Raw genomic sequence first — 14,662 nt, 5'->3', positions numbered from 1 at the left:
GATCACCTGCTGAGGATGCCGATCTGTTCCAGGTCGGCGAGGTACTTCTCGATCAGCTGCTGCGTGACGTGCGGGATCGCGCGGCCCGAGTGTGCGACCGCGGACTGAAATTGCGCGCCGGGTACCGGTGAACCGGCGATAGCGAGCATGGGTTCACGGTAGACGTCCAGCACGGTCAGCACCGACTGGGCGCGCTGGCGCTCGGGCAGAGCCCCCATCGCGGTCTCGAAGCGTGTGAGCCAACTCGAGTAGTCGTCGATCCTTTCGACCGGATAACCCGCGGCGATGATCCAGTCGACGAACGTGTCCATCGAGATGCCGTCGTCATACGGGTTGGTGGTGTTGTACGTGGCGAAACCGCTGCCGTGCCGCGGTCCGATCGCGGCGATCGACTCGGCGAGGAAGTCGACCGGCAAGCCCTCGTAGTGCGGCCTGGCGGCGCCGGTCCGGTAGAACGACCTCGGCGCGACACCGGTGGTCACCAGGCTGAACAACAGCCGGGTGAAGATGTCGGGCACGTTGAGTTGTCCCGCATAGCGGCTGTCGGCCAGGATCATGCCCGGCCGGAATACCGCCACCGGCAGCCCGCACAGGTCGTGGGCCTCGCGCATCAACACCTCGCCGGCCCACTTGCTGATCCCGTACCCGTTGGCGTAGCTGTCATCGGCCACACACTCGGGGACCGAGCGGCGGATGTCGGTGTCTTCATCCACCAGCTGATGGGCCACGGCACTGACGCCCAAGGTGGAGATGTAGTGGACCGGTTTGAGTTTGGTGGTGATCGCCAATCGGATCACCTCGGCGGTACCGACGACATTGGGGCCGAACAATTGCCGATAGGGCAGGACGTGGTTGACGTGAGCGGCCGGGTGCACGATCAGGTCGACCGTCTCGCTCATGCGCCGCCAGGTCGCGTCGTCGATACCGAAGCCGGCTTCGCCGATGTCGCCGGCCACGACTTCCAGATGGCCCTCAGCCAGGCTCCGGAAGCGGTCGAGCAGCTTGGGATCGGAATCCAAAGCGGCCTCGATGCGCCGGCGCGCATGTGCGGCGTCGGCGCCGCGGGTCAGGCACACCAGCGTGCCGCCCGAATCCGCCAGTCGTTGCAACCATTCCAGCCCGAGGAACCGCCCCAGGAAGCCCGTCGAGCCGGTGAGCAGCACGGTGCGGATCTCACTGGTGGGGGCGGGCAACAACATGGCGTTCTTCAGGATGTCGTCGTCGATGAACTTGTCCAGGCGCAGGTCGCAGGCCGAGACCTCGCGGCCGGCGGTGTCGTGCACGGAGCCGAAGGTGGGCCGCGGCACGTCGGAATTACGTTGCCGTTCAATGTGATCGGTGATACGAAGCAGATCACCGGTCGGGTCGATCACCACGCCCACCGGAACCTCAACACCGTAGATGTCGGCCAGCAGCGTCGAAAACGTCAACGCGGACAGCGAATCGCCGCCGAGATCGATGAACCTGGCCTCCGGCGAGACATCGGCCGCCGGCACCCCGAGGGTGGCCTGGACGGCCTTGCTTACGGTCGCCAGCACCGGCTGGTCGGCACCGCCGGTGCGCAATGCGCGCAGCTGCCCCAGTTGGTCATCGGCCATAGCCGCATAGAGCTGCTCCAGGCGTTCGCCATAGCGCTCTTTGAGCCTGGGTCGCAAGAACTTGCCGACACCGGACAACAGGCCATTGGTTAAGCTGAACGGCTCGGTCTCGATTAGGAAATCGCGGGGGATCTCGTAGCCGTTGAGCCCGTTGTCCCGCGCGATCTGGCGCAGCGAGTCGGCGATCAGCGAGGTGCCGACACCGGTGTCGATCGGCACGATCACGGCAAGCAGGAAGGAACGCTCGCTGTTGCCATAGATGTAGATCTGGTGAATCAACGAGCTGGTCGAGTACAGCGCCTCCAACCGCGAAACAGCGACGAATTCACCCTGCGCCAACTTGATGACGTTGTTGCGGCGGTCGACGTAGCGCAATCGGTCCGGCCCGACTTCGGCCATGATGTCGCCGGTCTTGTAATAGCCGTCCGCGTCGAACATCGTGGCCGTCAGGTCGGGACGGTTGTAGTAGCCGGCCATGAAGCGAGCCGACTTGACTGCCAATTCCCCACGGGGATATGGCTTGTCGGTACTGAAGTAGCCGAGCTCGGGCACGTCGAGCAGCTTGTAGTCGATTACCGGCGGTCGCAGCACATGTTCGTCGGCCACGATCATCCCGCCGGCGATCTCCGTGGACGAATAGCCGATCAGCAGGTGCTGGTCGAGCACGACTTCCATGAACTCCTTGATTTCCGGAGACAGCGCCGCCGATCCACAGCCCACCGCCAGCACGCGGCCGCCCAGAATCTGCTCGCGGATAGCGGTGGTCAGTTCGTCGGCGGCCTCGTCGGAGGCCTCCCCGGTCAGGCTGCGCCGGTCCAGCTCGCGCTGATAGTGGTGGTAGAACATCTCGCAAACCCGCGGCACCAAACTCATCGACGTCGGACGTACCAGCGCCAAATCGTCGAACAGCGTCGACAGATCGCTCCTGGCCGCGAAATAGCTGGTGCCGCCGTTGGCCAAGGTCAAGATCACGTAGCCGTACCCGATCAGGTGACTCATCGGCATGTAGCTCAACGTGATGACCGGTTGATCCGACTGCGCGAGCCAGGTGCCGATACACAGACTCTCGGTGAACATCGCGCCCTTGGGTGTGCCGGTACTCCCGGAGGTGTAGAAAACCCATGCCAGCGGGTCCTCGTCGGCCGCTGCCACGTGCAGTGGCGGGGCAGGCAACGATTGACCCTGCGCGACAACATTATCGAGTGTTTCGATGGTCAGCCCGGTGCCCGTCGCGGCCAGCCGGTCCCGCGCCGCCTCGTAGCTGGCACGCTGATCGTCGTCGCGGGGTTCGTAGTCGAACACGATCAGCCGCTGCGGTGCGGTGCCGGTCCGGCTTGCCGCTAAGACTGCTTCCACGGCGATCTCGAGGTTGTCGATCCCGACGGCGAAGATTCGCGGTTGGGTCTCGTCGAGGATCGGCGCATGTTGCGCGGCCGGTGCGCTGGTCTGTAACGGCACCACCACCGCACCGAGGTGGATGCAGGCGCATTCGATGGCGGTGTAGTCGATACTGGCGAAACCGAGCACGCACACGAAATCGCCCGTCCGCAGCGGATGCCGACCGTGATGATGCCAATCCCCGGCCACCGCTTGGACACGCGCCCACAGTTCCGCGTAGCTGACAGTCTCGAAGCGCGGCAGGAAGTTCACTGTCGAGCGCCCGGTCGCGGGATCGGTGGTGACTTCGCGTACCCGCTGTCCCAACGCCGGCCGGTCGGCGTAACCCTGCAACACGGTCGCCATGACCTCGCCGATCCGCAGCCCCGGTGCGCGTGCCGCGGCCGCGATGTGCTCGTCGGGGCGGGTGGCACTGAATTGGGCGTCCTCGGCATAGAGTCGCTCACGCCGGCGTGCCAACCGTTCCCACTGGTCCTGCTGGGCGCCCGGATCCTTTACGTCAGAGCGGCCGACGAACGCCATATTTCACCACTTCCATGTGTTGAAACCATCCCAGTCAGTCCGGATAGCTGACGCCGGTGAGTTCTTCGGAGAGCCGCCACAGGCGCTGCATCTCGATTTCACTGCGTGCGAGCCGTGGGACGGCGGCGAATGTGACTCCGCCCCCGGCGGTTTCGTAGAAGCCGCGCGGTCCGTAATAACGGCCGCCTTCGGCATCCGGCGAGACCGCCGCGTACAGGGTCGGCTTGATGCCCTCGTCGATGTCTAACCACATGAAAGGCAGTAAGCGCCAGGTTAATCGGGTGAGTCGCGCCTGCACGGTCGGTTTGTCCCGTCCGTACGAGGCGCCGCTGAGCAGATTGGTCTTGCTCAGTCCCGGGTGTGCGGCATTGGACATGACGCCCCAGCCACTTCGGCCGCTGCGCCGGTTCAGTTCTACCGCGAACATCAGCTGCGCCAGCTTGGCGATGCCGTAGGAGACCATCGGTTTGTAGCCGTGCCGGGCGTTGGGGTCCTCGAAGGACAATTTCGGTTGGGTGGCGGCGATGCTGCTGACCGTCACGACGCGCGACGACGTCGCGGCGCGCAGCAGCGGCAGCAAGTGCGCGGTGAGGGCGAAGTGGCCCAGGTGGTTGGCGCCGAATTGCAGCTCGAAACCGTCGCCGGTGTGCTGCAGCGCCGGCGGGGTCATGACGCCGGCGTTGTTGATCAAGATGTCGATCGGCCGACCCTCGGCCGTCAGCTCTTCTCCCAGTGCCGCAACACTTTCCAGTGATGCCAGGTCCAGCTGCCTGATGCTGAGCTTCGCGGCGGGGACGTCACGGCGTATCTGCGCGATCGCGGTCTCGCCCTTGGCATTGTTGCGAATGGCCATCACGACGTCGGCGTCCGCGGCCGCCAACCGCTTCGCGAGTCCGAATCCCAGACCGCTGTTGGCCCCGGTGACGACCGCACGCTTGCCGGCGAGATCCGGCAGGGCCAGCGTCAGGTCCGGCTTCACCATCTCACGGGAAGCTCGTAGACGCCGTAGGCCAACGTGTCGTGCTTGAACGGCAGCTCCTCGACCGGAACGGCCAGCCGCAGGGTCGGTACCCGGCGCAGCAGCGTGGGCAGCGTGATCTGTAATTCCATGCGGGCCAACTGCTGCCCCACGCACTGATGACGGCCATAACCGAATCCGACGTGCGCACCCTGGTCGCGGGTCAGGTCCAGCCGGTCGGCATCGGGGAACTGACGGTCGTCCCAATTCGCCGGTGCGACATCGAGAATGATGCCTTCGCCCGCGCGGATCGTCTCACCACCGACGTCGATGTCCTCGATGGCGATGCGGCGTTGACCCGTTTGGATGATGCTCAGATACCGCATCAGCTCCTCGACCGCGTTGGCGATCGCCTTCGGATCGTCGGTTTGGACCAGGAACTGCCGCTGATCGGGATGCTCGAGCAGGGCCGCGATACTCAGACTGATCATGTTCGCGGTGGTCTCGTGGCCCGCGATCAGAACGCCGACCGCCAGTTGAGTGGCTTCGCGCACGCTGATCTCGTCGGCGTTGACCCGTTCCGCCAGATCGGACACCAGATCCTCCGACGGGCTTTCCATCTTGACCCGGATCAGCTTGGCGAGGTATTTCGCCAACGACGCAGCGCCCTGGGCCGTGTCCTCTTCGGTCGCGTAGCGCCCGGTTCCGCGTTGAGCCTGTTCCTGGAAGAAATCGGCGTCCTCGTATGGCACGCCCAACATCTCGCTGATGACCAGCGTCGGGACGGGCAGCGCCAGCGTGCTCACGATGTCGCCGGGGTTGGGGCCGGCCAACAACGCGTCGATGCGCTCGTCGGCGATCTTCTGTACCGCGGGACGCAACCCTTCGACTCGCTTGAAGGTAAAGGGTTTTGACAGCATCCGGCGATAGCGCGTGTGCTCCTCGGCGTCGGAGGTGAACACCGAGCGCGGGCGTTTGTGCACCGTCGCCAGCATTCCCTCGTTCCAGTGCGGATAGCCCGGCAGCCGGTCGTCGACGCTGGTGCGCGAATCGGTGAACAGCGAGCGGATCGCGTCGTAGCCATGGATCAACCACGGTGTGCTGCCGTCCCAGATCCGCACCCGGCTGAGCTGCTTAGTTGCGTTGAGCGCCAACGATTCCGGGGGAGGGGCGAAGGGGCAGCTCGCGGCCCGCGTCATCGGGAAGTCCGGGATGTCGGTGGCTGGATCAGTTGAGACGTCGGTCATCGTGCTCCTTGTATCCGGTGGTTCGTCAGGCGCCCGCTGCACTCACATGAACCGGCGCGCGCCACAACCCGACGATCGCGTCGATCAATCCCTCACCGGCGACCGGCCAACTGGAACGCGATCGCGGCCCGTGCTCGGCCAACGCGCCTTCGTGCTCGGCGCAGGTGTGCATCAGCAGATTTCGGACCATGACGATCCGCTCGGATCGCACTCGCTTGGGCAGGTCGGGCAGGCACCGGTTGATGCCGTCGATGGTCTGCACCAACCTCGGCGACATCAAGGCGTCCTTGGTGACGACATGGTGATAGGTCGGGTCGGCCATCGCCTGAGCGGCGAACCGCGCATACCAGCTCGGGGTGCCCAGCGCCGCCAAATGGTCGGTGAGTGGCCGCACCAGAGTGCTCACCCAGTCGCGCAGCTCGGTGGAATCGCCTATGTCGTCCAGCATCTGGGCGCGGAGATGTTCGATCGGCTCGCGGTGCTTGCTTTCGATCGCGCGCAACAGTTCGGTCCGGGTCCCGAAGTGATAGCACGCCGCGGCGTTGTTGCCCTGCCCGGCCGCTTCGCTGATCTGCCGATTGGACACGGCATACATTCCGCGCTCGGCCAACAACCATTCGGCGGCCGACAAGATCGCCTCGCGCGTACTTATCGACCGGTCAGAACGCGCCGTCCGCTCGGCTTTCACCGCCTCAGTGAACACCGCGCGGCGGATTAAATCAAGCAATTTATTTAAAGCGTGTCACAGGCGGCAAGCCATGTTGTCCGTCGGGATCCCGTGCGCGAGCGGGTGCTAGCTGGGCTTCCTGAGATGCGGCCCCAGCAGCGACTGCCAGCCGCGCTGCATGTTCTGAAACTCCTCCTCGCAGTTGCCGGCTCGACTCTCCGGCAGGTCTCCGGAGGAGACGATGCCGGCGTTGGCCTGCGGATCGGAGCCGTAAATCCAGCACTCCCAGTTGTACATGCGGGTGATGTCCATGGAATGCCCATCCCAGAACGGAAGCTCGTTGGCGTCGCCGGCTTCCTTTGCGCTCAATTTCCATTCGGTGGCGGTGTTGGTGGCGATACGCACCCCGTCCGGATAAGGTTTTCCGTCCGCGCCGGGGTTGAGAAGCATGAACGCGGAGAGTTGATCGGCCACGTCCTCCTCGCGCCCGGTGAACGCGAGCTGATAGATCGCGAGGGTGGCGTGCCCGAGCTCGTGGTAAGCGGCAGAGATCGTCTCGTCGATCGCGGGGGTTACCGGATCGGGAATTGAGCTGCCCGCGGCCAGCTTTTCGGCGTGCTCCCTGGCCTCGTAGCAGAGCTGTATCTCGTTGGCGTCGGGAAGGTAGAAATCGTTGTCCGCATCGCATTGCTTACCGACCACGCCCAAGTCGGACGGCAGCACCAAGGTGTCCTGGATGTGTCGCGCGAGGTCCTCCAGCACCTTTGCGTCCTGCATGAGCTGGCGGCCACGCTGTGCCTGCGGTGTCGTGGCGTCTTCGTAGCGGATCTTCACCGTCCCTGCCCCGGGAGGCGTCGGCTCACCCGGTTGCTTCGGTTGCGGGGACTCGGTCGGTGTCTGCGCAGCGGGCGAATTGGATTCGGCCTGTTGGCTTTTGGATCCGCCACACCCGACCGTGCAGAGCAGCGCTGCACACGCCGCAGCGATCGATGTCGTTACCGCTCTGATCGTTGCCATGTGCACCGCTGCGGGTGGCGCCGTCGGGTAGCCGGCAGCCTTGGCTAGCCGCCGAGCCCCTTCTTCACCGCCGCATCCTGCTTTTGGCCGATGTCGTTGATGAAGTCCGGTGGCGGCAGCGTGTCAGGCGGACCGTCGAATTCCAGCGTCACAAAGGCCTTGCCCTCGGTGAACAGCAAGACCGCGATGCCCTTGGAGTTGTCGGGCGAATTACCCGACACCACGGTTCCGTCGGTGCCGATCTTGACCGCGTCCGTGGTCGGATGCTTGATCGCGCCACCCTGTGCCGATTTCGCGGCGTTCAGTGCGCTGGTTGCCGCACCTGGGTCCGGCAGCACCTGGATGGTGACTTTGATGGTGTGGCTGTTGTCTTGGGTGTTGAAGGTCGTCGCGGCGCCGGGCTGGCCGTTCGGGTTGTTCGTCGGCGGCGTGCCCGTGAACGGCACCGGCGCGTCGATATCGGTCACCTGGATCAACCATTCGGTGTAATCGGCGGCCGGCGCCGCGGGCGCCGAGGAGGTCGGCGCGGCGCTGCTCTTGCTGGTCGACGAGGTAGCCGATCCCGATGTCGTCGGCGAAGGCTTCTGACTGCCGCCGCAACCGGCCACGGTCAACGCCAGCGTTGTCGCCGCAACGATCCCCGCGACTACGGGTCGTGAAAGCCTCATCGCATCGTGCTCCTTTTAGGCTCGATCTGGCAGCGGGGTCGATTTCACCCCAAAGGCACAGTACAGTGCGCGTTTCGTCAGATCGGCTGGACACCGATGTCGCGGGCTATTCCAGCTGGTCGCGCAGGGATGCCAAGGTATTCGCCAGAATGCGCGACACCTGCATCTGTGACACCCCGATTCGCTTCGCGATCTGGCTCTGCGTCATCGATTCGAAGAACCGCATGTGCAGCACGTCTTGTTCACGCTCGGGGAGCGCGGCGATCAGCGAGCGGACCGCTTCGCGGTTGGTGATGTGGTCGATCTGGGGGTCGACTGCACCGACCGCGTCGGCGACCAGACGACTCCGCCCGGATGCGTCGGCGCCGACCGGTGCGTCCAGGGACTCCAGCTGGTAGGCATCACCGGCAACAAGGCATTCGACGATCTCGTCGTGCGAGACCCCGAGCTCTTCCGACAGCTCGCGGGCCGTCGGTGCGCGACCTAGCCTCTGGACCAAATCTGCTGTCGCTCTGCTGATTTGGACATGAAGCTCACGCAGCCGGCGCGGCACCCGCATTCCCCAGCTGTAGTCGCGGAAGTGGCGCCGAACCTCGCCCATCATGGTGGGAATCGCGAAGCCGATGAAACTGGGCCCCTTGTCGGGGTCGAACCGGTTGATGGCGTTCATCAGGCCCAGCCGCGCGACTTGGGTCAGGTCGTCGAGACTCTCACCGCGTCGTCCGAAGTGACGAGCGACATGGTCAGCCAGCGGAAGACACCTGCTCACGATGCACTCGCGCTGACGGTGGTACTCATGCGACTCGGCTGGCAGGGTGCTCAACACCAGAAACATGTCGATGACGTCGTCGTAGGAATCGTCGTTGCGAGTGGTAGCCGGCCGGGTGGGCCTGGGTGCAGCAAGGACTTCGGTCATCTGCTCAACCCACCCCTCGCAACCACACGTGTGGAAACAGCCGTGCATAAACGGATGTGCATTGCGGTACTTCCTTACGAAGTCGCGTGCAGTGAGGATTCGCGGCATATGCCGACACCCCGCTGCAACCGTCCGGTGGACACGGATCGGTTGTTCGCAGCGCACGGGGCACCGAGGTAAGGGCCCGGAAGATGTCGATCGCCGGAGCCAGAGCCCAGCAGCCGTGCGGCTTGCTGACCGCTTTTAGCTAAACGGCGACGTGTCCAGAGCGGACTCAATTCCCGATCCTACGCCCCCTGAGCCCGGATCGGCGACCATCCGCCGGTACCGGCTGCTGAGCAACCTCGTCTGGCCCGAACCGGCACCGTCGACGGAGGTCAACACCGCACGCGTACTGTTCGGCAAATGTCGGTGTCCTGCGCCACCCGCGGCACCTCGGGGCATTGTCGGGAACACGCTGGTTGGAGGCGGTGCCCATGAAGAACCGGGATCTGCTGGCCGGACGCGGTGCGGTGGTGTCCGGCGGAAGCCGCGGGATTGGCCGCGCGGTCGTCGAACTGCTTGCCGACTTGGGCGCCGCAGTCGTGGTCAACGGCCGCGATGCCGATGCCGTGACCGAAACCGTCACGGCGGTCACAGCGAAGGGCGGTCGAGCGACCGCGATGATCGGACCCGCCGACGACGAGGCCGTCGCCACTGCGCTGGTGGACACTTGCCGTGACACGTTCGGACGGTTCGACATCCTGATCAACTGCGCCGGTATTGCCGAGCCGCCCGGCTCCTCGATCCTGGACATCTCGGCCGACGACTTCAATCGATTGTTGAGCGCCCATATCGGCACGGTCTTCCACACCTGTCGGGTCGCGGCTCGCGCGATGGTCGAGCAGGGGCACGGGACGATCGTCAACACCAGCTCGGTGGCCTTTCTCGGCGACTACGGGGGCACCGGCTACCCAGCGGGCAAGGGCGCCGTCAACGGCTTGACGGTGGCCATTGCCGCTGAACTCAAAGCCAAAGGCGTGCGGGCCAACGTGGTGTGCCCCGGCGCGCGGACGCGGCTTTCCACCGGAGACGACTATGAAAAGCACATCGCGGATTTGCACCGCCGCGGATTGCTCGACGACGTGACGATGCACGCCTCGCTGGATAGTGCCCCGCCCGCGTTTGTGGCACCGCTCTACGCGTATCTCGCCAGCGACCTGTCGCGCGACGTGACGGGTCAGATCCTTGTTGCCGCAGGCGGATTCGTCGGGCGGTTTGAGCGCCCAACCCCGTCCCTGCTCGGCTATCGCGACCACCATGACGCCGCGCCGTGGGGGATTGAGGACTTGCACAAGATGATTGGTGTGCGCGGCCCATTCCCCTGAACCGATTCGCGCGCACTTACGTGTCGGGCACGCAGGACCAGCAGGCGCAAACAACAGCGTGGTCGCCCGGGCGCCGGCAGCCGTGTCAGCTGGCTGCCGTCCTCGAAGGCGCGGTCCATGCCGACAACGTCGGTTAGAGGTCGGTAAGAGATTGAAGAACTGGAAGATGAAGCCGACGCGACGATGGCGAAACTGCGACTGCTGTTGGTCATTGAGACGCCCGATCTCGTCGCCGTCGAATTCGATCGAGCCGGAATCGGGGGAGTCCAGCGCGCCGAGCAGATGCAGCAACGTACTCTTGCCGGCACCGGACGGCCCGACCATCGAGACGAATTGGCCGCCCTCCTACCGCAGCCTGATCTCGTCGAGTGCGCGAACGGTTTGTCCGCCAATCCGGTATTCGCGCACCACATCTCGCAATTCGATGGTCAGCAGCTTGTGCTTGGGTGCATCGCAGGTATCGACTCGTCTGAACATGATCCTCCTGCGCCGCCGCACCTAAACAGCGCGCGTGTCTGCCGCTAACCCCACGGCGCCCAAGGCGCCGGGAGCCGGTTAACGAGACCCGATCGTGATGAGTTCATCCAGCGGCGAGGCCCGCGGACACGTCGCCGGTTGCCGCGTTGAATACCGCGGCGGTATGTCGTCAAAATTTAACCGAGTGCGCCTGGGTGAGAGGTAGCTGACCGCTGGTCAGCTACCTAAACTCCTAGAGGTTCGGGGGGTTTTCTGAGGTCACTAGTCGAGCAGGCGGCTATGGAACGACTGAGCGGGCTGGACGCGTTTTTTCTCTACTTGGAGACGCCGACCCAGCCATTGAATGTGTGCTGCGTGTTGGAGTTGGACACGTCGACAATGCCGGGGGGCTACACCTACGGCGGTTTCCGCGCCGCGCTCGCGAAGAGCATCGCGGCGGTGCCGGAATTCCGGATGAAACTCGCCGACAACCAGCTGAATTTCGATCACCCGGTGTGGGTGGACGACGACGATTTCCAGCTGGAGCACCATTTGCAGCACGTCGGTGTGCCGGCACCCGGTGGGCGCCGAGAGCTGGCCGAGATCTGCGGGTATATCGCGGGGCTGCCGCTGGACCGGGACCGACCGCTGTGGGAGATGTGGGTGCTGCAGGGCGGGGCGAACAGTGACGCGGTCGTGGTGATGCTGAAGGTTCATCACGCACTCGTCGACGGGGTCGCGGGCGCCAACTTGCTGGGCCACCTGTGCAGCGCGGAGCCCGATGCGCCGGCCCCGAGGGCGGCCACCGGTGCGGGCGGCGGTAACGCCCTGCAGATCGCGGTGAGCGGACTGCTCGGTTTTGCCCGCCGGCCATTGCGGTTGGCGACCGTGGTGCCCGCGACCATGCTGACGGTGGCGCAGACCGTGCTGCGGGCGCGCGAGGGCCGCACGATGGCTGCGCCGTTCTCGGCCCCGTCGTCCCCGCTCAACGGCTCCGTCACGCGTTACCGCAACATCGCCTACACCCAGCTGGACATGCGCGACGTCAAACGAGTCAAGGACCGCTTCGGGGTAACCGTCAACGACGTCGTTGTGGCGTTGTGCGCCGGGGTGTTGCGGCGTTTCCTGCTCGAGCGCGGTGAGCTGCCCGAGAACCCGCTGGTGGCCACCGTGCCGGTGTCGGTGCACGGCAAGTCCGATCGTCCCGGGCGCAACCAGACCACGTGGATGTTCTGCCGGGTGGAAAGCCAGATCAGCGATCCGGCCGAACGTATCCGCGCGATCGCCGCCGGAAACAAGGCCGCCAAAGAGCACACCGCGGCACTCGGTCCAACCCTGCTGCACGACTGGACACAGTTTGGCGGCCCGACGATGTTCGGTGCGGCGATGCGCCTGCTGCCGCGCATTCCGATCAACCGCAGTGCATTCAACCTGGTCCTGTCAAACGTGCCGGGGCCGCGGGACCAGCTGTATTTCCTGGGGTGCCGCGTCGCCACGATGTACCCGCTCGGGCCGATCATCGGCGACGCCGGACTCAACATCACCGTGATGTCGCTCAACGGAGAACTCGGCATCGGCCTGATCGGCTGCCCCGATCTGTTGCCCGACCTGTGGGGCATGGCCGACGCATTTCCCGATGCGCTCAAAGAGCTGCTGGAGTGCCAGGCCGACGACAGCTACTCGCCGGATGCGTGAGGCCGCGAGCACTCCGTCGGTTGCCGAGTCCCGGTAGCCGAGGCGGCGCTGGATTGCCCGGCTCGTTATTCGCGCCGTGCCAGCGCTCGCCGTCGCCGGGCTACGCTGGCTGCGAACCGCAGGAGGGTCTTTGACAATGGAACCGAACCAGCTCGACCCCGTCGCCAGCGAACGTCTGTCGCATGCGGGCAAGTTATGGACTTCCGATCTTTCGATCAACGAATTCGCACTGCTGCACGGCGCCGGATTCGAGCCGATGGAGCTCGTGATGGGGGTTTCCGTCTATCACGTCGGCTATCAGTTCACCGGCATCCGCCAGCAGTCGGAGTTGCCTGTGCTGACCGACGCGACCTACCGGGCGCGCTGGAACGCGATGTCGCGCATGCAGGCCGAGGCCGATGCGCTGGGCGCCGATGGCGTGGTGGGTGTGCGGCTCGATTGGCGTCATCAGGGCGAAGGCGAACACCTCGAATTCATCGCGGTCGGAACCGCCGTGCGATATGCCGCCAAGCCGGGAGCGTTTCGCAGGCCCAACGGGCAGGCCTTCAGCAGCCACCTGTCCGGCCAGGATCTGACCACCCTGCTGCGCTCCGGGTTCGCACCGGTCGCATTCGTGATGGGCAACTGCGTGTTTCACATCGCCGTACAAGGCTTTCTGCGGACGCTCAGCCAGGTCGGGCGCAACGCCGAGATGCCGCAGTGGACGCAGGGCAGCTATCAGGCCCGGGAGCTGGCCATGTCGCGCATGCAGAGCGAGGCCGAGCGCGACGGCGCAAACGGCGTCGTGGGAGTGCATTTCGCCATCTCGAACTACGCCTGGGGGCATCACACCGTCGAGTTCTACGTGGCCGGCACCGCGGTTCGGCGCACCAGTGAGCCGCAGACCATCACACCCTCGTTCGTGCTGCCGATGAGTGATTGATGACGAGTTACGACCCTGAGCGCGCCAGCCGCGCGATCGGATCAGCCTTGGCCGGCCCCGGCGGAGTCGGACAAGTGATCAGGGTGTTTTGCGGCGTTCCCGGCGTCATTCTGACGCCGGCGCGGCGCGGCCTTTTCCGGTCCGCACCGGAGCGAGTGCAGATCGGCGAATGGCGCTACGAAGTCACTGCCGATGGTCGACTGAGCGCCGGTCACGTCGTCAACGGCATTGTGTTGGCCGAAGAAATCCTGGCTGCCGGCATCGTCGGCCCGCATATCGCCCGCGCGCTGGGGCAGCTGGTGGGCCACTACGGTCCGACCATCATTCCCAACGTCGACGCGGCCGTTGAGGTTCTCGAGGCCGCACCCCGCTACTGAGTCGATAACTCCGATGCAGGCCCCGGGGGCGGGCCGGGGTGATGCGATGCCGCGGGCGTCGGCGACTGCGAGGTCGACGGTGCAGTCGAATGCACCGGTGCCGGTGTCGCCGTCGGCGGGTGTCCCGGCCCCGGTGTCGATCCCGGCGCCGGTGACGGAGTCGGGGGAGTAGCCGCGGCAATGCGGTTCGCGCTGAAATCGGCTGCCTGGTCGATCATCCCGATCTGCTGGTACTGCCTATGCGCCGAGAAGTCACCCGAGCCCGCGCAGATGGGATCGTTCGGGACACACATCTCAATGGCTTTGGGCGCGTACAGCGGGCCGATTGTCACCGCCGGCTGGTTGATCATGCTCATGAACTGGCTCGCCGGCTTTCCGAACAGCGCTACGGCGGCAACGTGGTTGGCGACTTCGGCCGGCATGGGCTGCAGGTCCTGCCCGATGCGGGCACCTTCCGGCACCTGGTTAGCAGTGACGAACCCCATTACGGCCGCGCCCTGCGAGTATCCGCCGAGCACCATTTGGGTCTTAGGACACGCCGCCGCCGTCTGTTCGATGTGAGCGCCCGCGTCGCTTATGCCGTCGACGGCTCTAGGGAAGCTCATGGTCGCGGGGTAGTCGACCGGATACACGGCAAGCGACTTCGAGCCAAGTCGCGCGCGCAGCGCATCGACGAAATTCTCCCCGACATCGCCCAGTCCGGGCGCCTCGTCGGTTCCTCGGGCGAACACGACCTCGACATCGGGGCACGGTTCGGCGGACACAGCGGGAGTGGGGGCAGTCAGCAGCGCCGCCCACGTGGACGTTGTAGCGGCACAAAGCAAAACGGGGAGGGCGTACGCCTTCACGCGTTG

11 protein-coding genes and 2 pseudogenes are annotated in these 14,662 nt (G+C 65.2%); 4 read left to right on the top strand and 9 right to left on the bottom strand.

Annotated features, from left to right (window positions below; genetic code table 11):
* Positions 1-2: 2 nt before the first annotated feature.
* The 7 genes from car to AC5Y5O_RS11625 form a co-directional block, all read right to left on the bottom strand.
* Positions 3-3,518: a carboxylic acid reductase gene (gene car / locus AC5Y5O_RS11655; RefSeq protein WP_500025254.1), complete on the bottom strand. Its 3,516-nt coding sequence runs from the start codon at positions 3,516-3,518 to the stop codon at positions 3-5.
* A gap of 34 nt (positions 3,519-3,552) precedes the next feature.
* Complete coding sequence (locus AC5Y5O_RS11650; protein WP_096287634.1) at positions 3,553-4,500, bottom strand: SDR family oxidoreductase; 948 nt, start codon at positions 4,498-4,500, stop codon at positions 3,553-3,555.
* Positions 4,494-5,723, bottom strand: a complete 1,230-nt coding sequence (locus AC5Y5O_RS11645) for a cytochrome P450 (protein ID WP_096287636.1) — start codon at positions 5,721-5,723, stop codon at positions 4,494-4,496. Before AC5Y5O_RS11645 ends, AC5Y5O_RS11650 begins: the two co-directional genes overlap by 7 nt.
* 25 nt (positions 5,724-5,748) lie before the next feature.
* Positions 5,749-6,426, bottom strand: coding sequence for a TetR/AcrR family transcriptional regulator (locus AC5Y5O_RS11640; protein ID WP_096287637.1), 678 nt, complete (start codon positions 6,424-6,426; stop codon positions 5,749-5,751).
* 90 nt (positions 6,427-6,516) lie between these two features.
* A complete protein-coding gene (locus AC5Y5O_RS11635; RefSeq protein ID WP_096287639.1) occupies positions 6,517-7,407 on the bottom strand; it encodes a DUF4344 domain-containing metallopeptidase in 891 nt (296 codons plus the stop codon).
* A 44-nt stretch (positions 7,408-7,451) separates the two neighbouring features.
* A complete protein-coding gene (locus AC5Y5O_RS11630; protein WP_500025251.1) occupies positions 7,452-8,075 on the bottom strand; it encodes a hypothetical protein in 624 nt (207 codons plus the stop codon).
* 106 nt (positions 8,076-8,181) lie between these two features.
* The gene (locus tag AC5Y5O_RS11625) at positions 8,182-8,991 is read right to left on the bottom strand and encodes a SigB/SigF/SigG family RNA polymerase sigma factor (protein ID WP_096287643.1); all 810 of its coding nucleotides are present in this window, start codon (positions 8,989-8,991) and stop codon (positions 8,182-8,184) included.
* Between the two features lie 476 nt (positions 8,992-9,467).
* Between AC5Y5O_RS11625 and AC5Y5O_RS11620 the strand changes: the two genes are divergently transcribed.
* Positions 9,468-10,358, top strand: coding sequence for an SDR family NAD(P)-dependent oxidoreductase (locus AC5Y5O_RS11620; RefSeq protein ID WP_096287645.1), 891 nt, complete (start codon positions 9,468-9,470; stop codon positions 10,356-10,358).
* Between the two features lie 138 nt (positions 10,359-10,496).
* On the opposite strand, the pseudogene AC5Y5O_RS11615 reads toward AC5Y5O_RS11620, so the two are convergent.
* Positions 10,497-10,790 (bottom strand): annotated as a pseudogene (locus tag AC5Y5O_RS11615) (ATP-binding cassette domain-containing protein); the annotation flags it as partial.
* Positions 10,791-11,114: 324 nt separating this feature from the next.
* On the opposite strand from AC5Y5O_RS11615, the gene AC5Y5O_RS11610 reads away from it, so the two are divergent.
* The 3 genes from AC5Y5O_RS11610 (at position 11,115) to AC5Y5O_RS11600 (ending at position 13,808) form a co-directional block, all read left to right on the top strand.
* Complete coding sequence (locus tag AC5Y5O_RS11610; protein ID WP_096287647.1) at positions 11,115-12,509, top strand: WS/DGAT/MGAT family O-acyltransferase; 1,395 nt, start codon at positions 11,115-11,117, stop codon at positions 12,507-12,509.
* Positions 12,510-12,645: 136 nt separating this feature from the next.
* Complete coding sequence (locus AC5Y5O_RS11605) at positions 12,646-13,431, top strand: heavy metal-binding domain-containing protein (RefSeq protein WP_096287649.1); 786 nt, start codon at positions 12,646-12,648, stop codon at positions 13,429-13,431.
* Positions 13,431-13,808 carry a DUF5073 family protein gene (locus tag AC5Y5O_RS11600; protein ID WP_096287651.1) on the top strand — a complete coding sequence of 126 codons (378 nt, stop codon included), beginning with the start codon at positions 13,431-13,433 and terminating at the stop codon, positions 13,806-13,808. The genes AC5Y5O_RS11605 and AC5Y5O_RS11600 overlap by 1 nt, the downstream gene beginning before the upstream one ends.
* Positions 13,809-13,987: 179 nt before the next feature.
* Here AC5Y5O_RS11600 and AC5Y5O_RS11595 read toward each other — a convergent pair.
* A pseudogene (locus AC5Y5O_RS11595) lies at positions 13,988-14,656 on the bottom strand (cutinase family protein); the annotation flags it as partial.
* Between the last annotated feature and the right edge of the window lie 6 nt (positions 14,657-14,662).

The sequence above is a fragment of the Mycobacterium sp. NGS40 genome (assembly GCF_059812735.1).
The sequence above is the reverse complement of the archived record's forward strand: the minus strand, read 5'-3'. Positions and strand labels throughout refer to the sequence as shown.

What these genes read in the sequence shown, in the direction of transcription:
- AC5Y5O_RS11620 (WP_096287645.1), top strand. Translation starts at nt 9,468, where the DNA reads ATGAAGAACCGGGATCTGCTGGCCGGACGCGGTGCGGTGGTGTCCGGC.
- AC5Y5O_RS11635 (WP_096287639.1), bottom strand. Translation starts at nt 7,407, where the DNA reads ATGGCAACGATCAGAGCGGTAACGACATCGATCGCTGCGGCGTGTGCA.
- AC5Y5O_RS11645 (WP_096287636.1), bottom strand. Translation starts at nt 5,723, where the DNA reads ATGACCGACGTCTCAACTGATCCAGCCACCGACATCCCGGACTTCCCG.
- AC5Y5O_RS11610 (WP_096287647.1), top strand. Translation starts at nt 11,115, where the DNA reads ATGGAACGACTGAGCGGGCTGGACGCGTTTTTTCTCTACTTGGAGACG.
- car (WP_500025254.1), bottom strand. Translation starts at nt 3,518, where the DNA reads ATGGCGTTCGTCGGCCGCTCTGACGTAAAGGATCCGGGCGCCCAGCAG.
- AC5Y5O_RS11625 (WP_096287643.1), bottom strand. Translation starts at nt 8,991, where the DNA reads ATGACCGAAGTCCTTGCTGCACCCAGGCCCACCCGGCCGGCTACCACT.
- AC5Y5O_RS11600 (WP_096287651.1), top strand. Translation starts at nt 13,431, where the DNA reads ATGACGAGTTACGACCCTGAGCGCGCCAGCCGCGCGATCGGATCAGCC.
- AC5Y5O_RS11650 (WP_096287634.1), bottom strand. Translation starts at nt 4,500, where the DNA reads ATGGTGAAGCCGGACCTGACGCTGGCCCTGCCGGATCTCGCCGGCAAG.
- AC5Y5O_RS11630 (WP_500025251.1), bottom strand. Translation starts at nt 8,075, where the DNA reads ATGAGGCTTTCACGACCCGTAGTCGCGGGGATCGTTGCGGCGACAACG.
- AC5Y5O_RS11605 (WP_096287649.1), top strand. Translation starts at nt 12,646, where the DNA reads ATGGAACCGAACCAGCTCGACCCCGTCGCCAGCGAACGTCTGTCGCAT.